The organism is Kitasatospora sp. NBC_00315, from assembly GCF_041435095.1.
In the GTDB taxonomy this organism is placed as follows: domain Bacteria; phylum Actinomycetota; class Actinomycetes; order Streptomycetales; family Streptomycetaceae; genus Kitasatospora.
The window spans coordinates 2,089,438-2,110,412 of sequence record NZ_CP108025.1 but is presented as its reverse complement, the minus strand read 5'-3'; the positions used below and the strand labels follow the sequence as shown (position 1 = coordinate 2,110,412).

Below are 20,975 nucleotides of genomic sequence, written 5' to 3'. Positions count from 1 at the left end.
GTCCGGCGGCCGGCGGGAGGGGCGCTCGGCGCCCCGCCCGGCCGACCGGCGGACGGGTCGCCCGATGCTCCGCCCGGTGGCGTCGTACCGCCCGCCGTACGCGTACCGCGCGCGTCGCACCGCGTACCGCCCGCCGCGCGCGGCGGGCCGCGCACCTCGCGCCGTGGAGCGCGCACCGAAGGTCCTCCGTGTCCCCCCGGGCGCCGACGCTGCGAAGCCCGTCGAGTGATGGCGGCGGGAAGTTGGACCACTGTTAACCCCCGCGCGACCTGCTGATTCCCGCCGGGCACCGGTCCGGACGGTCAAATGATCACCGGCCGTGCGGGCCCGTGGCCGAATGCCGTTCCGCTCCCCGGTCGCTGGTCGAATGGTCTATACCAATTGCGGTACGGTGGCCCCAGGATGCTGTCAGACACGCGGCTGTGGGGGCCCCATGACTATCCATCACCTGCCTCAACCACCTTCCGACCAGGAGCTCTACTGGTACTTCGGGCCGCAGCGACGCTGGGTGCTGATCTGCGCCTCGCTCGCCTTCGTCTTCACCGCGGCGACCATGCTCACCTTCTCGCTGCGCACCCCGGCCCTGTGGGCCTTTCTCGCGGTGCTGGTACTGAACCTCGCCGCGCTCGCGCTGTCCTCGGTCAACAGCCTTCGCCAGCGCCGGCTGACCAGGCAGTCGCACGAGGTGCTGGTCAACGCCTGGCACCCGGCCGAACTGCCCACCGTCGATCTCTACCTGCCGACCTGCGGTGAACCGCTCGACGTCCTGGAGAACGCCTACCGGGCGGTCTCGGCCGTCGACTGGCCCGGCGCGCTGACCGTCTGGGTGCTGGACGACGCCGACCGCGCCGAGGTCGCCGCGCTGGCGGCCGGGTACGGATACCGGTACGTCGTGCGCCCCGACCGCGGCCACCTCAAGAAGGCCGGGAACCTCAACCACGCGCTCACCCTGAGCGAGGCGCAGTACATCGCCATCCTGGACGCCGACTTCGCACCCCGGCCGGACTTCCTGCGCCACCTGGTGCCGTACTTCGCCGATCCCCGGACCGGCATCGTGCAGAGTCCGCAGTGCTTCGACACCGACGAGACGATGGACTGGATCCAGCGCGCCGCCGGATCGGCCCAGGAGTGGTTCTTCCGCTGGATCCAGCCGTCCAGGGACGCCAGCGACGCCGCCATCTGCTGCGGGAGCAACGCCGTCTACCGGCGGGCCGCGATCGACGCGGCCGGCGGCTTCGCCAGGCTCGACCACAGCGAGGACCTGTTCACCGGGCTCGCCCTCTACGAGCAGGGATTCCGCACCCTCTACGTCCCGGTGCTGGTCGCCAAGGGCACCTCACCCGACAACCTCGCGTCCTTCGTGAACCAGCAGTACCGCTGGGCGATGGGCAACCTGCACCTGCTCGGCTCGCCCGAACTCAAGCGGATCGGCGCGCCCTGGCGGATGCGGCTCTGCTTCTACGAGGGCGTCGTGGGCTACCTGACCACCGCGGTCAACATCTTCGCGGCGCCGCTGCCGCCGCTGGTGATGATGTTCCGGTACCCGGACGAGATCCGGCCCTGGCACGTCCTGCCACTGCTCGCGCCGCTCTGGCTCTGGCACGTCCTGCTGCCCCGGATCAGCCGCACCCGCTGGCGGGTCGAGGTGATCCGCTCGAACGTGCTGATGAGTGTGGCCGCCGGAGCCGCGTTCTGGCACACCCTGCGCGGCCGCAGCGCCGCCTGGGTGCCCACCGGCGCAGGCCGTACCAGGCCCGGCGGCCTGGCCCGCCAGGTGGTGCTGGTCTCGCTCGGCTGGCTCTGCGCCTCCGTCGGCGCGGCCGCCGTCGGGCTCGCCCTGGCGGTCGCCCGCAACGGCTGGGGGCCCAACTGGGGCCTCGGACTGTACCTCGTGGTGCAGGCCCAGATCGGCCTCCCGCTGATCCGGGACCTGCTCACCGAACTGCGGCCGGCCGCCGAAGGCCCCGGCGCGGCCAGGTCCGCCGCGCGATCCGCCGCGCGGGCCGAGCGCCGCGCCCGCCGCGGCACGCCGCCCGCGCGACTGCTGCCCCGGCGCTGGCCCGAGGCGTCCGCCGCCACCGCCGCCCTCGTCCTCACCGCCCTGCTCGCCTCCGGCTGGGTCAGCCCGATGCTGCCCTGGCTGGACTGAAAGGTCGTCACACCGATGTCCTCGACCGTGGTTCCGGACCTTCGTCCGGAGAGCTTCACCATCCCCGGCCCGCCACCCGGCGGCTCCGGATCCCGCAGGCCCGGTACTCCGGGCCCGGGGCCGCGTCCGGCGGCCTTCCGACCCGACATCGAGGGCCTGCGCGCGGTGGCGGTGCTCGCGGTGCTCGGCTTCCACGCCGCCGTCCCCGGCCTGGCCGGCGGATTCGTCGGCGTGGACGTCTTCTTCGTCATCTCCGGCTACCTGATCACCGCTCTCCTGGTGCGCGAGGCGGTCACCACCGGCCGGATCCGGCTGGGTGAGTTCTTCTCCCGCCGGGCGCGGCGGCTACTGCCCTCGGCGGCCCTGGTCCTCGGCACGGTCGCCCTGGCCGGCGCCTGGCTGACCGCGCCGCTGCGCCGCACCGACCTGGAGTACGACGTCCTCGCCTCGGCGCTGTCCGTCTCCAACTGGCGCTTCGTCGCCCAGCAGACCGACTACCTCGCGGCCGGGCGGGATCCGAGCCCGCTGCTGCACTTCTGGTCGCTCGCGGTGGAGGAGCAGTTCTACCTGGTCTGGGCCCCGCTGCTGGCCGTCCTGGTGCTCCTCACGGCCCGGGCGGTGCGCCGCGGCCGGGCCGTGCGCGCGACGGTGGCGGTGCTCACCGCGCTGCTGACGCTCGGCTCCTTCGCCCTGTCGCTGCACTGGACGCACGGTTCCGTCTCGCTGGCCTACCTCGGCACGCCGTCGCGGGTCTGGCAGTTCGGCGTCGGGGCGCTGCTGGCCCTGCTGCCCTGGCACCGGCTGCGCGGGCCGCTCCCGCTGCGCCTGCTGTGCGGCTGGGCGGGGGCGGCGGCGATCGTCTGCTGCGTCCTCGGGTACGACGCGGCCACCCCCTACCCCGGGTACGCGGCGCTGGTGCCGACCCTCGGCGCCGCCGCCGTCATCCTGGCGGGCACGCCGGGCCGGGACGGCGGGGGCCCGGTGGCCGGCGCACCGGTGGCCGGCGGACCGGGAGTGGACCGGCTGCTGGCCGCCCGGGCCCCGCGCGCCGTGGGCCGGCTCTCCTACAACCTCTACCTGTGGCACTGGCCCGTCCTCGTGCTCGCCGAGGCCCGCTTCGGGGTGCTGGGGTGGCCGGTCAGGGTCGCGCTGACCCTGGCGGCCGTCCTCCCCGCGGCGGCCGCGCTGCGCTGGATCGAACAGCCGCTGCGCCGCAGTCGCACGCTCTCCGAACTTCCGAGGCGCGGCCTGTCGCTCGGGCTCGCGGCAGTCGTCGTCCCGGTCGTGCTCGCCCTGGTCGTCGGCACCGGGACGCTCCGGCTGCTCGGGCCGGCCGCCCCGGTCGACATGCTCGGCCTGCCGCCCGGTTCGCCGGACGGCACCTCCCTGCTGTCCCGTACCGCCGCACCGCTCAGAAGCGGGCCGACCGTGCCGGACGCCGTCCAGGCCCGCAAGGACTTCCCGCCGGACGGCGAGTGCGAGGTGGCGCCGGCCGTGACCGTCAGCCCGGACTGCCGTTTCGGCGCGCCCGGCCCGGACCGGATCGTGCTGCTCGGCGACTCGCACGCCGGGCAGTGGTTCTCGCCGATGCTCGCCATCGCGGCAGAGCGCAACTGGGCCCTGGAGGAGCTGGTCAAGCAGGGCTGCCCGCTGCCGGAACTCACCGTCGTGAACCCGCAGTTGGGCCGGGAGTACCGGGAGTGCGACAGCTGGCGGGCGAACAGTGTCGCCAGGCTCCGCAGTGAGCCCAGGCCCCGGCTGATCGTGATCGCCTCGCTCAACCGCTACACCGACGACCAACAGCGCCTGGCCGACGGCTGGGAGCGGACCCTGGCGCCGCTGCGCGAGCTCGGCGTGCCGATCGTCTACCTCCAGGACACCCCGGTGCCCGGGACGGACATCCCGGTCTGCCTCTCCGGACACCCGGACGACCCGGGCGCCTGCGCGTTCGACCGGGCCCGCGCGCAGTGGCCGGATCCGCTCGCGCAGGCGATCGCGGCCGGGCGGATGCCGGGCGTGCGATCCGTCGAGGTGAACTCGGTCCTCTGCCCGGGCGAGGGGCGCAGCTGCCCGGCGGTGCTGGAGCGCATCCTGCTCTATCGCGACGACGCGCACCTGACCAACGTCGCGGCCGTCGTGCTCACTCCCAGGCTGGAGCGGCTGCTGACCGGGGCCGGCGTGGTGCCGGCCCGCACCGAGGCGGGCGCCGACGGCTGGACGCAGCTCCTGCGGGACGACTTCGACGGCCCGGCGGGCAGCCGCCCCTCCGCCGCCGACTGGCAGTACGACCTGGGGACCTGCTACCCGGGCTGCCCGGCCGCGCAGTGGGGTACGGGCGAGGTCGAGACGATGACCGACTCCACCGCCAACGTCCGGCTCGACGGCAGGGGCACCCTGGAGATCGCGCCCACGCTGGAGAACGGCCGCTGGACCTCGGGCCGGATCGAGTCCCGGCGCTCCGACCTCACCCCGCCGCCCGGCGGGGTGATGCGGATCGAGGCGTCGATCGCCCTGCCGGACGTCACCGGGCCCGCCGCGGCCGGCTACTGGCCGGCCCTCTGGACCCTCGGGTCCGGGCTGCGCGACGGCTACACCGGCTGGCCGGCGATCGGCGAGATCGACGTCATGGAGGCGGTCAACGGCCGTGACTCCGTCTTCGGCACGATGCACTGCGGCACCGCCGACGGCGGCCCCTGCCAGGAGCCGAAGGGCCTCGGCTCGGCCGAGCAGCCGTGCCCCGACTGCCGGACGGGCTTCCACACCTACGCCGTGGAGCTCGACTTCACCCCCGGCGCCGAACAGGTGCGCTGGTACCTCGACGGCCGCGAGTACCACCGGGTGACCGCCGACCGGATGGACCCGGCCACCTGGGACCGCGCGGTACACCACGGCCAGTTCCTGATCCTGGACGTCGCGATGGGCGGAAACCTGCCCGCCGCCCTGGGTGCGACCCCCGGCCCGGCCACCGAGGCCGGTCACCCGATGCGGGTCCAGTACGTCGCCGTCTCGACCAGGGGAGGCGGCCACTCCTGACCCCCGCCCGCCCGGGCCCCCGACAGCGCCACGCGCGCCCGGGGGCCCGGGCGTCGTGCTGTCGGGGGCGGGGCATGCGCGGCGGGCCGTCGGTCGGTGCGCGTCAGGCGTTCAGCTCACACAGCGTCCGGTGGTAGCGGAGATGTTCCTGGTCGATCGGGTGGTCGGGGTGGAGCTGGAGCAGGCCGAGCGACTGGCCGGTACGGGACTGCCTGACCCGGCCCTCGGCGTCGACGTAGATCTCCAGGCCGTCGAAGAGGACGTGGTGGTTGGGACAGAGACAGAGCAGGTTGCGCAGTTCGTCCGGACCGTCGTGCGGCGAACCGAGCCCACGGATGTGAGCGGCCTCGTTGTAGGGCTTGAGCAGGTAGCGCAGTTGGATTCCGCACACCTGGCACTGGTGGCCGTGCAGCCTCTTGACCCGGCTGGCCAGAGCGGCGTCACGAATCGGGCGAAGGGTGGTGGACGCTCGCCGCTCGGTCGCACCCGTCGTCCGGTCAGTCTCACGGGCTCCGCGCTCGTCCGGGTCCCCGGTGCGCTCGAGCAGGCCGTCAGCGGTCGTGTATTCGGGGAGTCCGAGTCGGCAGAGCAGAGCCGTCCGGTCGACGTCCTGGAGGTAGCCCGCCACGAGCCGGGCCATGGCCTCCAGCCGTACGACGGGGTTTCGCAGCAGTTCCGCCGCCTCGAAGCTGAGCCCCGCGACGGGCTGGGCGCTGTTGAGGGTGCCGACCTGTGGCGCCGAGCCCGGCTCCGCCGACACCCCGTGCACCTCCCACAGGCCGCTGCCCCGAAGATGCCAGAAGGGGTACTCGGGGGTGACTTTGGAGTGCGGCAGTCCGAACTCGGCCAGCAGTGGTCCGACCTCCGCGCGAAAGCGCGACCAGGGTGCCAGGCGTGGCTTGCCGGCTGCCACCCGGGCGATGCTCCACAGCAGTGCGATCGGCTGATGGCGGCTGGGCCGGCCGCCCCCGGCCGCGTGATGGGTCTTGAGGCCGTCCAGCCGGGCCAGCAGGTTCGCCGGCTCCATGGGAGTCGGCGCGGCGGGCGGCGGCTCCGGTGCGGGAGACGCCGGTCGTCGTCGGGGGCCCGGGAGCATGGGGGAGATGTGGTGGTAGTCGTGCGCGGACCGCAGGGTGAGGCTGCGCAGGGGCGCGGGGACGTTCAGGGCTGCCAGGACCTCGAGCGCCGAGACCGGCTGGGCGAACTCCTCGATCTCGCCCAGAGCCATGATGTGCTCCCAGGTCGCACTCTCGTCGTCCGTGCCCCAGACGGCCCGCGCCACGGCCGGGCTGGTGAACAGGTGGAGGATTCTCGCACGGGCGATGAAACTGTTGTCGGCGTAGAACAGCACGTCGTCGCCGACCCGGCGGCCGCGCAGCGCCTTGGCCTTGGCGTTGCCGGTCTGCGAGGTCGGCGTGGAGCCCCAGAAGCGGGCGATCCCGTTCGGGTAGAGACCGGCGAGCACCTCCGACTCCCCACCGAGGACGTCGCGAAGGCTCGACAGGGGGACTCCCCGTCGTACCGACTTCGCGAAGTTGTGCGGGCCGCGGTCCCGGGTACCTCCCCTCGGTTGGAGAACGAGGCCAGGCGTCGCCGGGGCGGCGGAGTCCTGGGACGACTGCCCCCGCTCCTCGACCGTGAAGCCAAGTGCGCGCAGGTGGCGGACCACGGTGTGCGCGCCGCCACTGAAGTCCTGAGCGGTCAGCAGCGCATCGGCCGAGTAGAGGTGTGCGACGCCCGCGATCGCCTTCGAGTCGTGCCGGTATCCGTCCAGCACCAGCTCGTACGTGGTCGCGCGGCCGAAGTCGTACCGGCGGCGGAACTCGTCCCGTCCCAGCCGCTCACTCTCCCTGGCCGCGGCCAGTACTCCCGCACGCGTCACACTCGCAAGTCCCATGTGAGCGAGAGTAATAGGAGGGTATGACAAATCCTCGGCCAGTCCGGTGCCGGTCAGACCACCACCTCGGCCGCCTGAAGGGCCTGCTCGACGCGCCCCGGCCGGACCAGCTCCCGCAGCTTCGCCCGGGTCTCCGGATCCGTCGAGTACACGATCGTGCCGACCATGCCGCGGGTCAGCAGTACCTTGTACGTGTTCCGGATCAGGCGGTTGAGCTCGGCCTCACCGGTGGACTTCCGGAACACCGGGTCCTTGGAGGCGGTGCGGTCGGCCACCCAGCGGTCCGTGCGCCAGACCAGGTCGGGCCCGAGGACGACGCCGCTCCAGTCGTACTCGAAGCCCTGGGCGGTATAGACACACCCGACCTGCCCGAAGCCGGCCGGGTCGGTGGCCCAGAGTGCGGCCGGTGGTGCACCCGCGATCGAGCGGTCGCCGAAGAGGTTCCAGGGCCTGGACCAGTCCCCGATCTGCACGTCCAGGGGGAGCGGGTCTCCCGGCTTGATCGTCTTCGTCCACTTCCAGCAGTACCCCGCCGACATCCGCGCGCTGTACTTCTCGGCGAGACGGGCCTCGAGAAACGCCTCCATCTCCTGCGGGCTGTCGACCACCTCCAGGGCGACCTTGCCGTCCGGCTCCCAGCCGACCGGGCCGCCGGCCTCCAGTCCCAGCAGCCGCACCACCCATCTGAGGTAGGCATCGCTGCCCCCGCAGCGGAACTGGCTGTCCAGCTCGACGACTCGGCACTCCAGCTTCTTCGCTGCTGCGGCGGCCTTGATCTGGTCCACGGTGCCCATCTCGCCCGGACGAACCACCTGGTGCTCGTCCAGCAGGAAGACCGGCACGCGTGCGGCGTCGATCAGCTCCTCGATCTGCGGCTTCGCGGAGCGGTGCTCGGCCTTGGTGTAGCGGTTCGCCGAGGTTTCCCGGATGCGGTGCGCCTCGTCGCAGATCAGCACATCGAGGCCATTGCGCTCGGCGGTCATGAAACTGTTGAAGTACTTGAACAGTTCCTGGACTTCGCGCTTGCGAGCCCCGGCCATCCGGCGCATGGTCGTCGTGAACGAGCTGGAACCGGTCGCATGGAGCGCCGTGATGTTGCGACGGTAGAGGTCCCCCATGAGCGAGAGTGCGATGACGCTCTTTCCCGTACCCGGTCCCCCCGTGATGACGACCACCTCTTTGTGATCGGACTGTCGGGCCCGGCGCACCGCCCGAAGCACGATCTCGTACGCGACTCGCTGCTCGTCCAGCAGGACGAACTGCTCGCGCTCGCGGACCTCTGCGGCGGCGACGGCCATCAGTTGCTTGGACGGGCCGACCTTACCGGCGAGCAACTCGTCCGCAGCCCCCGCGCCGGAGACCGGCCCGAGCTTCGAACGGAGGTAGTCGAGGAACTCCCCGCGGCGGTCCCCGGTGAACAGCCTGCCCCGCTCGCTCTGCTCCACCTCGAGCAGGCCCTGGACCCCGAACTCGGTCGCGTTGTGCAAGAAGGCCACTCCGGAGATCCGTTCCGGGTGGTCGGCCAGTGCTCCGTTGAACGACACCAGGTAGTCGCAGTAGCCGCGGACCTGCTCGATCGGGTTGAGCACCGGCCGGGCGTAGGAGTCCACCCGGCAGAGCAGCGGTTCGCCGTCCTCGGGCAGCGCACCGCTCCACTGCTTGAGCTCGACCACCAGGTAGGACGACTCGCCGGTACCGGGGTGGACACCGGCGAGTATCACGTCGGCCCGCTTGCTGTTCAGCGGGAGCGAGTACTCGAGCAGTACCTCGACCTTGCCCAGACCGGCGTCGAGTAGTGCGTTGGTCAGAACCGGGATGCTCATCTCCCACGAACGGATCTCACCGGGGCTGGGCCGGTGGCCGTGCTTGTGGACGAACTGGTCGATGAGGCGCAGGAAGAGCGCCCCGGTCAGACCTTCGGCGGCGACCGCCGAGGCGGAGTCGCGGTACAGCAAGGCTTGCTCCCAGGCAGCACGAAGTGACTCGTGCGGGTGGGGGCATGTCCCGTGGAGGGAAGCCCGGCGGGCCGCGCTGATGACGAGACGAACCATACCGTCAGGTGTACGAACCCGTGCCGGCTGATGGGCAGATAGTGATCACATGGCGGGATGCCCTACTGCCATGTGATCACCCTCAGAGGCTTTCAGGTGCGCATGACGTGCAGGCGGACCGCCTCGGCGAGCGCCGCTGCAGCCCCCGGAAAGTCCGCCAGTCTGGCGGCCACCGTCGCCGTGGCGAGCCGCTCGGGCAGCGCCGCGGAGAACTTGAGCCCCTTGACGGCGCGCCGGTCGACGTCCGGAAAGACCAGACTCCCCCCGGCGCTCGTACGGGCCCGTTGCCACATCTCAGCGGTGAGGTCCTCGCGCAGTCGTACGTAGCGGTCGGTGGGACGCTGCACGGGGTCGGCGACCGAGGACAAGGTGGCAGCGAGCGTCGAGTTGGCCCGGAACCCGGCCCAGGTCCACCAGCGCACGTCGTCCCCGAAGCGGGTGACGAGAGACCCGGCCGGGTGCACGCTGTCCGGTGCTTCCTCGTCGCGCAGCTGCTGGATACGTGCCTGCGCACGGCGGGTCAATGCGACCGGTGGATCGGCCCCCAGTAGTACCTCGCGCATCGAGCGGGTCAGCTCGTAGGAGAGTCCCGCGATGCCGTTGCCCGACCACTTGGCGATGCCCCCGCCGTCGGCCGGCTCGACGAAAGCACGGCGTCGACCCCAGTCGATGAAGGTGACCTGCCAGCTGCGGCCGCCGAGAAGCAGCCGACGCGGTCCGGGCCGCTCCTCGGTGAGGACGGCGGGATCCGTCTGGCCGATCTCGGTGCGTCCGGACAGGACGGTGAACTGCGGTGGCGCCGTGAACGATGCGGTCAGCTCGATGAAGTGGCGACGGCCGAAACGCTGTTCCGCCTCGGGTCCGATGAAGAGCAGTCCGCCGTCGTCGTCGAGGAAGCCCTCGCCGACCAGATGTCTGAGGATCGGTTCGGCGGAGCGGTCGAAGGGCGCGAGGCCGTTCCACTCCAGGCTCCACAGGCGGTCGCCGAGCTTGTGTTCCTGGAGGGTCAGGGCCAGGAACTGCTGGGCGACCAGGTGCCGGGGCTCGGGGGGCGGCGTGACGGCCTCGACCCAGCCTTGTCCCCACAGTCGGAGCAGGCCGGCCGCTTGGAGCAGGGTGTCGTCCTCGGTTGCCAGGAACAGGCAGTTGCGTACGCTGCCGGCCCGCCGTCCGGTGCGCCCGATGCGTTGGAGGAAGGAGGCGACCGTACGCGGCGCGTCGATCTGGATGACGCGGTCCAGGTCTCCGACGTCGATGCCCAGTTCGAGAGTGGAGGTGGAGACGATGACGCAGTCGCGGGCCTCCGCGAAGGCCTGTTCGGATCTGGCCCGTTCTTCTGCCGACAGCGAGGCGTGCGAGAGGAAGGTGGTGATCTCGCGGGCCCGTAGCGCGGCTCCGAGCTGCTCGACCTGCCTGCGGGAGTCGCAGAAGACGAGCCGTTTCTCGCCACGGTGCAGGGAGGCGATGAGCTTTGCCGCGTTGTCCAACGAGCCCACGTAGTCGAGTTCGACTTCACCGGCCGGCTGTGTGCCGGTTGTGCCGGCGGGGGTGGCCGCAAGGTCGGGTGCGACGACCTGCCCGGATCGGCTGCCGGCACCGGAGCCCTGCAGCCAGGTGAGCAGCTCCTGTGGATTGCCGACGGTCGCCGAGAGGCCGATGCGCTGGATGGGACGACCGGTGATGCGCTGGAGCCGTTCCAGGACGGCGAGCAGGTGCCATCCCCGGTCGTCGCCCGCGAAGGCGTGGACTTCGTCCACGACGACGGCGCGGATCGACGAGAGCAGGTGGCCGTGATCGGTCTTGATGCCGATCAGCATGGCCTCGAGCGACTCGGGGGTGGTGAGGAGGATGTCCGGCGGATCGGCCCGGATGCGGCGTCGCTGTGACTCGGTCGTGTCGCCGTGCCACAGGGCGGCGCGTCGCCCGATCCACTGGGCGTACGAGTCGACGCGTGTGACGAGGTTGTTGAGCAGGGCTTTGAGCGGGCAGAGGTAGAGCACGGACACGCCGGTCCAGCGTTGCTCGGCCATGGCGGAGAGCACCGGGAAGCAGGCCGCCTCGGTCTTGCCGCCGGCGGTCGGCGCCAGCAGGATCGCGTCCTCGCCGTCCATCAACGGGCCGATCGCGGCGCGCTGCAGCGGACGAAGATCGGGCCAGCCCAGGGTGTTGACGATGTGGTGCAGCACCACCGGGTCGAGCCGGTCGAGCGGGTCCGCCGTGCTCGCGGAGGCCGCGGACGGGGTCTCCGCGCCGCTCATCACAGCTCCAGGTCGATGTCGTCCGCCGATCCGGCTGCGGCCAGGTTCCGTTCCGCGTCGGTGAGTTCGTGGGCCGAGACGGTCAGCCGGTAGTGCTGACGCGGATCGAAGTCCTCGAACTGGTCGATCCGGTCGAGCACATCGCCCACCAGCTTCTTCAGGAAGACGCGGGGAGCCACGCCCACCTTGCCGCCCAGCGCGCCACCGACCGCGTCGGCGAGGTCGGCGATGTAGGCGTCGTCCGCCAGGGTCTTGATCCGGTCGGGGGAGCCGGCCCCCTCCGCATAGAGGTCCCGGATCGTCGATCCGAGGCCGATGAGCGAGTCGCGGGTGAACCCGGGCAGGCGCAGTTGGACGGCGCGGGGGTTGTCGAAGCGCGGGTCGGTGGTGAAGTCGGTGGCGAGCCGCTGGGCGAGCGGGGCGAGGCGTTGGACGCCCTGCTGGCCGTCGTAGAAGGCGGGGGTGCCGGTGATGACGAGGTACAGGCCGGGGAAGCGGCCGGAGTGCACCTCGTCGATCAGCTGGCGCAGTGCGTTGAGTGCCTTGTCGCGGGCGTCGGAGCGGACCCGTTGGAGCGTCTCGACCTCGTCGAGGACGAGGAAGAGTCCGGCGTGCCCCGAGTCCCGCAGCACGGTGAGCAGGCCCTGGAGGAACCCGAGCGCTCCGAAGTGGTCGAGATCGCCCCGTACGCCGGCGGACCGTCGTGCGGCGGCGGCGACGTTCGGCTGCCCGCCGAGCCAGGCCAGGACGGCTGCGGCGGTGCGCTCGTCACCCGAGGCCAGGGCGGCGCGGTAGCCGCGCAGGGCGGCCGCGAAGGAGGGCGCGTGCCGGGACACCTCACTGAGCCGGGCGGCGAGCAGCCGTTCGACCTCTTCGGGCAGTTGTTCCTCCGTGGCCCCCGCCGCCAGCGCGTCCTCCTCCAGTGCGTAGAACCAGGCGTCCACCACGGGGCGCAGCGCACTCGGTGGGAAGCTGGACGTGCCGAGCCGCTCCGTCAGCCGCCGGTAGACGGTCTCCAGTTTGTGCAGCGGGGTCTCGGTCTCCGAGACCTGGATCTCGGCGACGGCGAAGTTCCGGCGCTTGGCGCGTTCGCCGAGCCACCGGGTGAAGAAGGTCTTGCCGGAGCCGTACTCACCGCGCACGGCCTTGAAAACCGAGGCGCCGGAGACGACTGCGTCCAGTTCGGCGTCCAGGGCGGATTCGAACCGGCCGAGCCCGGTCGCGAGCAGGTCGAGCCCGTTCTCGGGCACCGCGCCGCGGCGCAGGGCGTCGATCACGTCGCGGCGGCGGGCCGCACTGACGGTGGTGGGACGGGTGGTTCCTTCAGCGCTCACGCGGTCAGTCTCCCATCACCGTGCGACCGTGATCACGGTCGCGCTCGTTCTGCCGCAGCCGGGCGCCGGCGGCCGGGCCGGTTCTGTGGTCTCCCCTCATCGCAGGTCGAACTGGGTGCGCAGCAGGCCGGTGTCGAGCCGGAGGGTGCGACCGTCCGGGAGGGTCTCCAGGACCTGGATGCTGTCGTAGTTGAGCAGTTGTCGCAGCACGGCGGCGAAGCCGTCCGCCCGGACGGGCAGCAGGTTGATCCGCTGGGCGAGTGCGGTCACGGGCAGGGTGCCTCCGGCGTCCAGCAGGGCCTGCAGGGCTTTCTCGACCCTGGCGAGGTCGGGCCTGCGGGCGAGCAGTTCGACCTGGTCCCGGAAGATCTGCGAGCCCAGCAGGCTCGTCACCAGAGCGTCGTGCGCAGACACCAGGGTGGGAGTGAGCAGGCTGTCACCGTCGACCGCGGGTGCGAGCGCGACCTCGAAGAGGGCGTCGTGGCCCGGCGCCGCCGGCTTGGCCGGACGAGTGGCCTTGACCGGCCTCTTCGGGGCGGCCGGCTGTGCCGGCCCGGGCCGGGCGGCGTCGGGGGCGAGAGCCCACCACGCCGGCTCGGGATTGCCGAGCTCCCGCCAGCCCTTGGGCGGGGTGGCCCCGAACGGGAGGAACGCGAGCAGCGGGATGGCGAACTCGGCGAGCGAGGCTCCGCCGTGGTAGCCGGCCTTCAGGGCCGTGTAGCGGGAGTCGGCGTCCCAGAGCGCGACGATCTCACCGCCGGTCTGCGGGGAGAGCACCCGTGGTCCGGAGAGGACGATCTCGGTGTCGCCGAGCGGTCCGCCGGGCGCACGGTGCCGGGCCGACAGCGGGTTCTCGCGGTCGACCTTGACCCTTCCCCGGTCGACGACGTGCCCGTGGTCGCTGGTGAGGACGACCGCTCGCCCCTGGGCGGCCGCGAACCGCAGCAGGTCCGGCAGTCCTCCTATCTGGGCGAGCCGCCAGGCGCCGTCGCCGTGCTTCTGCTCCGTCGCGAGCCGGTCGTCGACGGTGTTGAGGACGACTGCCACGTGCGCGTCGCCCGACAGGGCCTCGGACAGTGCGGATCCGAAGGTCGCGCCGCCCGAATCGCTGCGGAGGTCGTCCTTGTGGAAGACCGTCACCGTCTCGCTGCCCCAGAACCGGTGGGTGGGCGCGATCCGCTTCTCGTCGGCCTGGGTGCCCGTCATCAGGCGTGCCGCGAACAGTGAAGTCCGGGACACGGCGGTGAGGGTGGGCAGGGCGGCGGCGACGGCCCGCCGCTGGGGCGCGACCGACGGTTCGGCGCCGACGGCTGCGCTGCCGGAGGGTCGGGGGGACGGATCGTACTCGGCCCAGTGCTCGCGCAGTTCCGCGCCGAGTTCCGTCGCTATGGCGGCGCTCATCCCGTCGATGACCACCAGCAGCACCCGGCGTTCGGCGGCCTTCACCACGGGTGCGACGACCCTCGGCAGCAGGGTCTCCACGGTGAGCATGGAGCCGGGGTCGGTGCCCGCCTCGGTCCAGACGGCCAGCGTCCTCGCGAAGTGGCGGTCGACCTCCCGGCGGGTGGCCCGCACCGAGGCGCAGAGGCGGTCGTACGCGGCCTTCAGTACGTGGTCCGGGTCGCCGCCCGCCTCGACGTGCTCGAGCGCCAGGTCCACCCAGCCGGTCTCGGTGACGTGGCGGCTGATACCCGCCGCGACGGTCGGCACCTCGGTGGTGGGGTCGCCGGCGAGCCACTGGGCGAGCCGCTGCGCCATCCGGGCCCGGTCGACCCGGGTACGGGCGGGGCCGCCGGGTGCGAGCCGGTGTTCGCTCGCCGCCTGCACGGCGTGGACGAGCTGTGTCAGGTCGCCCCCGTCGAGGGCCCGGCCGACGGCGGCGAGGCGGGCCTCGAGCCCGGCGGCCAGCACCGGGCTGCCTTCCGCGGCCGGGCCGGCGCCGAACTGGTCGGTGAGTGCGGCCGCGCGGTCCAGGACGGCGCCGGTCAGCCGCCGGGCGGCGGCGGCTTCGTCGTCGAAACCGGTGCGGCCTGCCAGCAGCAGGATGGAGACGTACTCCTCGCAGGAGCGTCCGAAGGCGGTGACCAGTGCGTCCAGTGCTTCGCCCCGGGCCGGCGGCTCGTCGCCGAACCACCGCTCCACGCGTCCGCGTGCCCGGTAGTCCTCGGCGCCGGCCGAGGCGGCGTCGGCGTGCACCCACAGGGCGGCGCAGACGAGCCCGAACGCGACGGCGTCCGGGCCGTGTTCGGCGGCCACCAGGGCCAGCAGGGCCCGGCCGGTGAGGCCGGCCTGGTCCTCCTCACCGAGGAACGCGGCCAGCCCGGACCGTTCGGGGGCGCGCAGCGCGAGGAAGCGGTCCGGCCCGCCGGGCGTGAGTGACCAGCGGAGCAGGGCGGGCACGTCCAGCCCGGCGTCGGGGGCGGAGCCCTGCTCCGTCCGGTCGGGGTCGAAGCGGCCGATGCCGAGGCGGCGCAGCGCGAGGGAGCCGAGCGCTCCGGGCCGGGCCAGCACGCCGCCGGGCAGTTGCGGCCAGCCGGCGGGCGGGGTCGCGTCGAGCAGGGATTCGGCGGCCCAGTTGTCCTTGAGCAGCCGGTTGTCGGCGCTGGCGGCGCCGAAGGCCTGCCGGACCACGTCCCAGGTGTCGACCGCGTTGACCCGCTGCTTGTGCACCCGGGCCAGCAGGTCGGGGCCCAGCTCGGACTCCTCCCGGTCGGTCAGGACCACCAGGACGTCGGGGCCCTGGGCGCCTGCGGTCAGATGCGCCAGCACGAGCTCGTACACGGCGAGCGGCGAGGGCGCGGCCGCCACCCGGGCACGGCGCTCGCCCCAGGCGAGTTCGGCCGTGCCGTCCCACTCGGGAGCGGCGCGCAGCAGGACGGCCTTGCGCCGGCCTGCGGCGAGGCCCGACTGGGAGGCCAGGTACTGGGTGACGGTGCCGGGGTTCAGCCGGACGGCGCTGGTGGTGACCGGAGTGCTCATTCCACGACCCGCCAGGTGATCTCGATGGTGGCGTCGGGCTCCCGCCTGGCCAGCTCGTCCAGTTCGGAGCGGAGTTCGGCGACGGCCCGGGCCGCGGTGGTCCGGCTGCCGCCGGAGCGGCGGGTACGGGTGGCGGTGCCCGGCTCGGTCGGCACCCGGGGGTCGCTGGTGGGCGTGGCCAGATCGGTGTCGTCGGCGCGCGGGGCGGGCGCAGGCGGGGTCACCGGCACGGCGGGCGCCGGAGGAGTCGCGGCGGCCTGGGCGCGGTCGAAGACCTCGACGATGGCGCGTCGGGCGTCGTTCAGTGCCTTCGGCAGGTTGCTGGTGCTCTGGTCCACCTGGGCCGCACCCTGCAGTTCCGCCAGGACGACCTGACCTGCGGCGCCGTAGTTGGGGGCGAGCTTCAGCATGTCCCAGGCGGCCCTGGCGAGGGCCGAGGCGACCTCCTCGGCCTGCTTGACGGACGTGCCGTAGCGCTCGGCGTTGACGGTGCCGAGATCGAAGCCGGCGAGCACACTGATGACCTGCTTGGCCGCGCCCGACCCCGTGGCCGGGCCCTTGTCGGCGGCGACCAGCGCGTCCAGCAGGTCGAGGGATCGCCTGGCCAGGGCGAGCCGGCCGGTGGCGTCGGTGTCGTCCAAGCCGAGCAGTTGGGCGCGCTTGTCGAGCTCCTGGACGAGGTTGGTGGCGTGCGGCTGGTAGCTGCGGGCGGCGGCCACGATGTCGGCGGCGAAGCGGCCCGCGATCCGGCTGCGGCGCAGGGTCGGCGGCTTCTTGCCGAAGATCCGCTCGTAGCGGCGGCCGGCCTCCTCCCAGGCGGCCTCGTCGGGCAGCGGCTGGGTGCGCAGGGCGTCGCCCGACTTGATCGCGGTGAGTTCGGGTGCCGGGTCGAGCAGGCCGCCACCCCGGACCCAGACCCGGTCGTCGAGTTCGGCGAAGGAGGCGATGACCAGGTTGGCGAGGAACGGGTCCAGGCCCATCGGTTCGGGCCGGTCCAGCCACTCGGTCAGGCGGATGACGGTGAGGTCACCGGTGACGCCTTCGGTCCTGGCCTCCCGGCGGAAGTGCTCGGGCCAGCGGGTGGAGAGCTCGAAGTACGCCTCCTTCTGCTGACCGAGGCGGAGCTCCCCGGCGATCCGCTTCATCAACGGGCGGTCCTTGGCAGGGATCTCGACCCGCCGGTCGCTGGCCTCGCCGGCGGCCCGGATGTGGGCGAAGACGGCCTTGGCGTCGGCCGGCTTGACGGCGACACCGCCGGTTTCCCGGTCGAAGAGGGGATGGGCCGGGTACTGGTGGGCGAGCAGCTTGCCGGCTACGTGCCGGGCGGCGTCGTGGAGCGGCTGTCCGATGCCCGGGCGCAGGTTCGGCACGTCGGGCAGCGGCTCGAAGTGGTCGTCGAAGCCGAGCTCGACGTCGGCGCTCTTCTTCTCCGCCAGGCCGTACGCCTGCTTGAGGGCGGCCTTCACCGTCTTGGTGAGCGACTCGTGCTGGCCCTCGAGCAGGGCCTTGGCCCGGGCCCGGTTGTCGGCGTTCAGGTGCCCCGCGTACTGGGTGTCGAAGCGGCGCTGGTCGCTGAGCGCGTAGTCGATGGTGACCAGACGGCGGAAGTCCTGGAAGCGCGCGGTGGACAGATGGGTGGGAATCCAGGCCAGCGTCCGGGCGCGGCGCTCGCCGGACCGCGCGCGCAGCTCCCGGACCCGGTTGGCGTCGTCGACCGGCCCGTACTCGCCCTCGCTGTAGGGGTGGCCGATGACGAAGCGCCAGCTGTTCTCGAAGCCGGGGCTGAACTCGTGGTCGGGCAGGTTGTCCGGGTCGGCGATGGTCCCGAAGACGGCCTCCACCGAGCGGTTGGACCCGCGCCAGACGAGCTTCAGCTCGTCGGCGTCGAGCCGGCCGTCGTGCGTCTCGACGCCCAGCTCCTCGGCCAGCAGCCGGCGGACCAGGGCGCGCCGGTTGCCCGGGTTGTCGTTGACGTTGGCGTTGGCGATGACGGAGTCCACGTCGACGCCGGCCAGTTCGAGCCGGACACCGGGGTTGGCCTTGGTGCCGGTCTCCTTGATCTCGGCGAACCGGGCGGCCCAGCTGGAGACCTTCGACGTGATGACGCCGACCTCGGCGCCCGGGATCGGCGAGACCACCGAGCCGTGGTTGAGCGCGCCCAGCCGCCGGATCGTCAGGTCGCGCAGGGCGGGGACGCTGGGCGCGAGCGCGGAGAGCAGCAGAGTGCACATCAGCCGGTTGTCGCCGGTGAAGTTACGGCAGCGTTGGGCGAGTTGCGCGTCGGTGATGCTTTCCTGCCGGTTCCGGTAGCGCTCGATGTCCTCCTCGGTGATCCCGCTCTCACCGAGGAGGAAGGGCCGCAGTTTGGTCCGGTACAGCTTGTCGGCGGCCTGGAACTCGGCCTTCAGGCTGTCGACGAACGGCCTGTCGCCGCCGTCCGCGATGACGGGGTAGAGGTCGCCGAGCGGGATCAGCTGTTCGAGCCGGGCGTCGTCACGGTGGTCGGCGAGCAGCTGGCCCATCAGCTTCAGACCGGTGCGGGAGCGCTGGAGGGCGGAGGAGATGTGGACGAGGGTGTCCATGAACGCGGGGGAGAAGGGGTAGGTGAGGCGGAACGACTCCTCGTCCGCGCCGGTGGTGCCCTCCTCGGAGCCGAGCAGGACGTCCCAGACCTGCGGGCCGACCTTCTTGGCCTTGGCAAAGGCCGCGTTCAGCTTCTCGGCCGCCTCGTCGTCCTTCGGCTCGAGCAGGCGGGCGTGGGCGATCTGTGGGAGGTTGCGGTCCTCCAGGGTGATCTTGTCGAACCGGCCGGACGCCAGGTTGAGGCTGTCCTGGATGGCGGTCTCGCCCGCGCCGGACACCTCCTCGCCGACCAATTCGCGCAGATCGCGCTGGCGGGCGATGAACGAGACCACCGGGATGGCGCGCCGGGAGTCGGCGCCCTCCACGAAGTTGGTGATCTTGTCGGCCTCGCGGGAGACGAACTTCTGGTCGTGGATCCGGTTGGCGAGCCAGAGGATCAGCTCGTCCATGAAGAGGATCAGGCCGTCGTAGCCGAGCGACTTGGCGTGCGCAGCGATCACGGAGAGGCCGGCGTCCAGTGAGATGAAGCCGAACTCGTCCTCCTTCGCACTCTGCGCGAACCCCGGGAACCAGCCCGCGATGGCGTCGTGGACGAGCTTGGCGCGCAGCTCGGCGGGGGTCGTGGGGCTGACGATGTTCAGGTTGGCCTCGGAGGCGTCCTGCTGCTCCGCTGCGAGGGCGGAGTCGAGCAGGGCCGTGTTCCAGGCGAAGCCCTCGCCCCACTCGTCGTCCTCGTCGGCGTCCGTGCCGCCGGTGCCCGCGAGGCCCGCGATGAACTTCTCGTCCCCGAGCTGGGTGCGGTGGTGCTGGACGTCCTTGAAGAGCGAGTCGGTGCGGTACACCTGCGGGGTGGGAGCCTCCGGGTGCAGCGCCTTCACGTGCGAGACGTAGCCGCCGAGGACGCGCTGCTCCAGGGACTTCGCGCCGAGCATGTGGTACGGCACCAGCAGGAACCTCTTGCGTTCCGCACCCAGCCAGTCGTGCCTGCTCAGCGTGGCGTCGAAATCGCTGCGCCCGAGCGCCGCCCGGTTGCCCCGGAGCAGGGCGTGCAGGACGGCCATGAAGTGCGACTTACCGGAACCGAACGAGCCGTGCAGGTAGGCGGCCTTGGAGGTGTGCCCGTCCAGGGCGGCCTTGATCAGGCCGAGGGCCTCGTCGAAGTTCTCCAGCAGTCGCTCGGTGAGGACGTAGTCCCTGAGCGCGTGGGCGGCGCCCTCCTCGGTGACCGCCTCGGCGAGTTTCAGGACGAAGTCGGAGGTGGAGATGGACGGCTTGATGTCGATGACATCGCGGAGAAGGGGAGGCTGGGCCGGGCTGGTGGCCATGATCTGCTTTCGTCCGTTCCGTCTTCGTCATCGTCGTCCTGCGGTGGGGCACCGGGCGCCGATCGCCTGCGGATCGTGTCGGGATCGCGCGGGTCTCGGGCCGGGTCGCCGGGCGACGGCGGGGACGCCGGTCGACCGTTCGCAGCCGGACGGCGCGGTGGTGAGCGGCGCAGCGTCCTCGGGGGTCACGACGGCGACGATCAGCCATGCTATGTCGGCGGCACCAGGCTGTGCTACTAGGTAGCACGGAGTGACGAAGAGGGGCGGGCGGGCCGGCGAGGTGGCTCGGGCGCTCGGCGGGCGGTGGGGCGCCCGGAGCGTCTGCACTTCCTCGCGGCAGCTGGTGTCCGTAGGACGAAGCGCCGGATCAGGGCGGTGGCGGGGGCGCGCCGGACGGGCTTACCCAGACGGAGTGCAGGCGGCCGTTCAGCCGGAAGGTGAGGCTGAGCCGACCGTCGCGCCGGATCGACTCGGTGACGAGGTCGAGCACGTCGGCATGGGTGAGGAAGTAGCGGAAGGCGTCGGCCTGGACGGCGCCGAGCGGCAGCAGTCGCAGGGAGTCCCAGAGGGCGCTCAGCGCCTCCGGGAGCCGGGCGAAGGTGGCGGGACCGCAGATGTCCTCGATCTCGACCACCACCGGGCCCGTGTAGGCGGTGTCGGTGCTCGTGGTCGCCCTGTTCCTGCCGATCATCGGACGGTCTCCCTCGTGTCGTGGCCGGAGCGGGCCACGAGTGCGGTCTCACCGGGCCGGATCTCGTGCCACACGTGGACGCTTGCCGCTCGACCGAAGGCCTGCGGGAACGTCCGTCTGGTGGAGCGGCTGACGAAGCCCCGGCAGTAGGCGCACCGGCCGATCACCGTGATCAGCCGCAGCCGTGCGGACACCGGCCTGCGGTCGGCGCTCACGCTGCGTCCTCGTTCTCAGGTGCGACGGCGGCCCAGACGAACTTGCCGACCCCGCCCTCGCGCGGGCAGCAGCCCCAGCCGGCGGACAGTTGCTCGACCAGCCAGAGTCCGCGACCGCCCTCGTCGTCGGGCTGCGCCGTCCGCAGCGTCGGTACGGTGTCGCCGGCGTCGTGGACCTCGACCCGCAGTCGACCCGGCCGCAGCTCGAACCGCACCATGACGAGGCGGCCCTGCGGCGTACGGGCGTGCTGGACGGCGTTGTTGACCAGCTCGGTCAGCACCGACTCGCCCGCCCAGAGGTAGCGCCCGCCGTCGGTCAGGCGGCCCAGGAACTCGCGGAGCAGCCGTCGGGCGGCGCTCCCTGATCTCCGGTGACGCGGCAACCAGCACGAGTAGTCGCCGGTCGTGGCGGGCGGCTTCTCCAGGATTCCGGGCATGACGATGTCCCCTCCGGGCGTGG

At 72.3% G+C, this 20,975-nt stretch carries 11 protein-coding genes; 2 read left to right on the top strand and 9 right to left on the bottom strand.

Translation table 11 applies throughout. The annotated features are described in order from the left end of the window. The first annotated feature begins 433 nt into the window (after positions 1-433). Both OG823_RS08400 and OG823_RS08395 read left to right on the top strand, forming a co-directional pair. Positions 434-2,149, top strand: a complete 1,716-nt coding sequence (locus tag OG823_RS08400; protein ID WP_371478815.1) for a glycosyltransferase family 2 protein — start codon at positions 434-436, stop codon at positions 2,147-2,149. A gap of 15 nt (positions 2,150-2,164) precedes the next feature. Then, complete coding sequence (locus OG823_RS08395; protein ID WP_371478814.1) at positions 2,165-5,182, top strand: acyltransferase family protein; 3,018 nt, start codon at positions 2,165-2,167, stop codon at positions 5,180-5,182. A gap of 103 nt (positions 5,183-5,285) precedes the next feature. On the opposite strand, the gene OG823_RS08390 is transcribed toward OG823_RS08395, so the two are convergent. The 9 genes from OG823_RS08390 to OG823_RS08350 form a co-directional block, all read right to left on the bottom strand. After that, positions 5,286-7,079, bottom strand: a complete 1,794-nt coding sequence (locus OG823_RS08390) for an HNH endonuclease (RefSeq protein WP_371478813.1) — start codon at positions 7,077-7,079, stop codon at positions 5,286-5,288. 53 nt (positions 7,080-7,132) lie between these two features. Then, the gene (locus OG823_RS08385) at positions 7,133-9,034 is read right to left on the bottom strand and encodes a DNA/RNA helicase domain-containing protein (protein ID WP_371478812.1); all 1,902 of its coding nucleotides are present in this window, start codon (positions 9,032-9,034) and stop codon (positions 7,133-7,135) included. Between the two features lie 188 nt (positions 9,035-9,222). Beyond that, complete coding sequence (locus OG823_RS08380; RefSeq protein ID WP_371478810.1) at positions 9,223-11,388, bottom strand: DEAD/DEAH box helicase; 2,166 nt, start codon at positions 11,386-11,388, stop codon at positions 9,223-9,225. After that, positions 11,388-12,722, bottom strand: coding sequence for a BREX system ATP-binding protein BrxD (gene brxD / locus OG823_RS08375; protein WP_371478808.1), 1,335 nt, complete (start codon positions 12,720-12,722; stop codon positions 11,388-11,390). The genes OG823_RS08380 and brxD overlap by 1 nt, the downstream gene beginning before the upstream one ends. Before the next feature lie 96 nt (positions 12,723-12,818). Next, positions 12,819-15,701, bottom strand: coding sequence for a BREX-2 system phosphatase PglZ (gene pglZ, locus OG823_RS08370; RefSeq protein ID WP_371478806.1), 2,883 nt, complete (start codon positions 15,699-15,701; stop codon positions 12,819-12,821). After that, positions 15,698-19,609, bottom strand: a complete 3,912-nt coding sequence (locus tag OG823_RS08365) for a phage resistance protein (protein ID WP_371478805.1) — start codon at positions 19,607-19,609, stop codon at positions 15,698-15,700. Before OG823_RS08365 ends, pglZ begins: the two co-directional genes overlap by 4 nt. A gap of 367 nt (positions 19,610-19,976) precedes the next feature. Beyond that, the gene (locus OG823_RS08360) at positions 19,977-20,300 is read right to left on the bottom strand and encodes a hypothetical protein (protein WP_371478803.1); all 324 of its coding nucleotides are present in this window, start codon (positions 20,298-20,300) and stop codon (positions 19,977-19,979) included. Further along, the gene (locus tag OG823_RS08355) at positions 20,297-20,515 is read right to left on the bottom strand and encodes a hypothetical protein (RefSeq protein ID WP_371478801.1); all 219 of its coding nucleotides are present in this window, start codon (positions 20,513-20,515) and stop codon (positions 20,297-20,299) included. Before OG823_RS08355 ends, OG823_RS08360 begins: the two co-directional genes overlap by 4 nt. After that, positions 20,512-20,952: an ATP-binding protein gene (locus OG823_RS08350; RefSeq protein ID WP_371478800.1), complete on the bottom strand. Its 441-nt coding sequence runs from the start codon at positions 20,950-20,952 to the stop codon at positions 20,512-20,514. The genes OG823_RS08355 and OG823_RS08350 overlap by 4 nt, the downstream gene beginning before the upstream one ends. Positions 20,953-20,975: the final 23 nt, after the last annotated feature.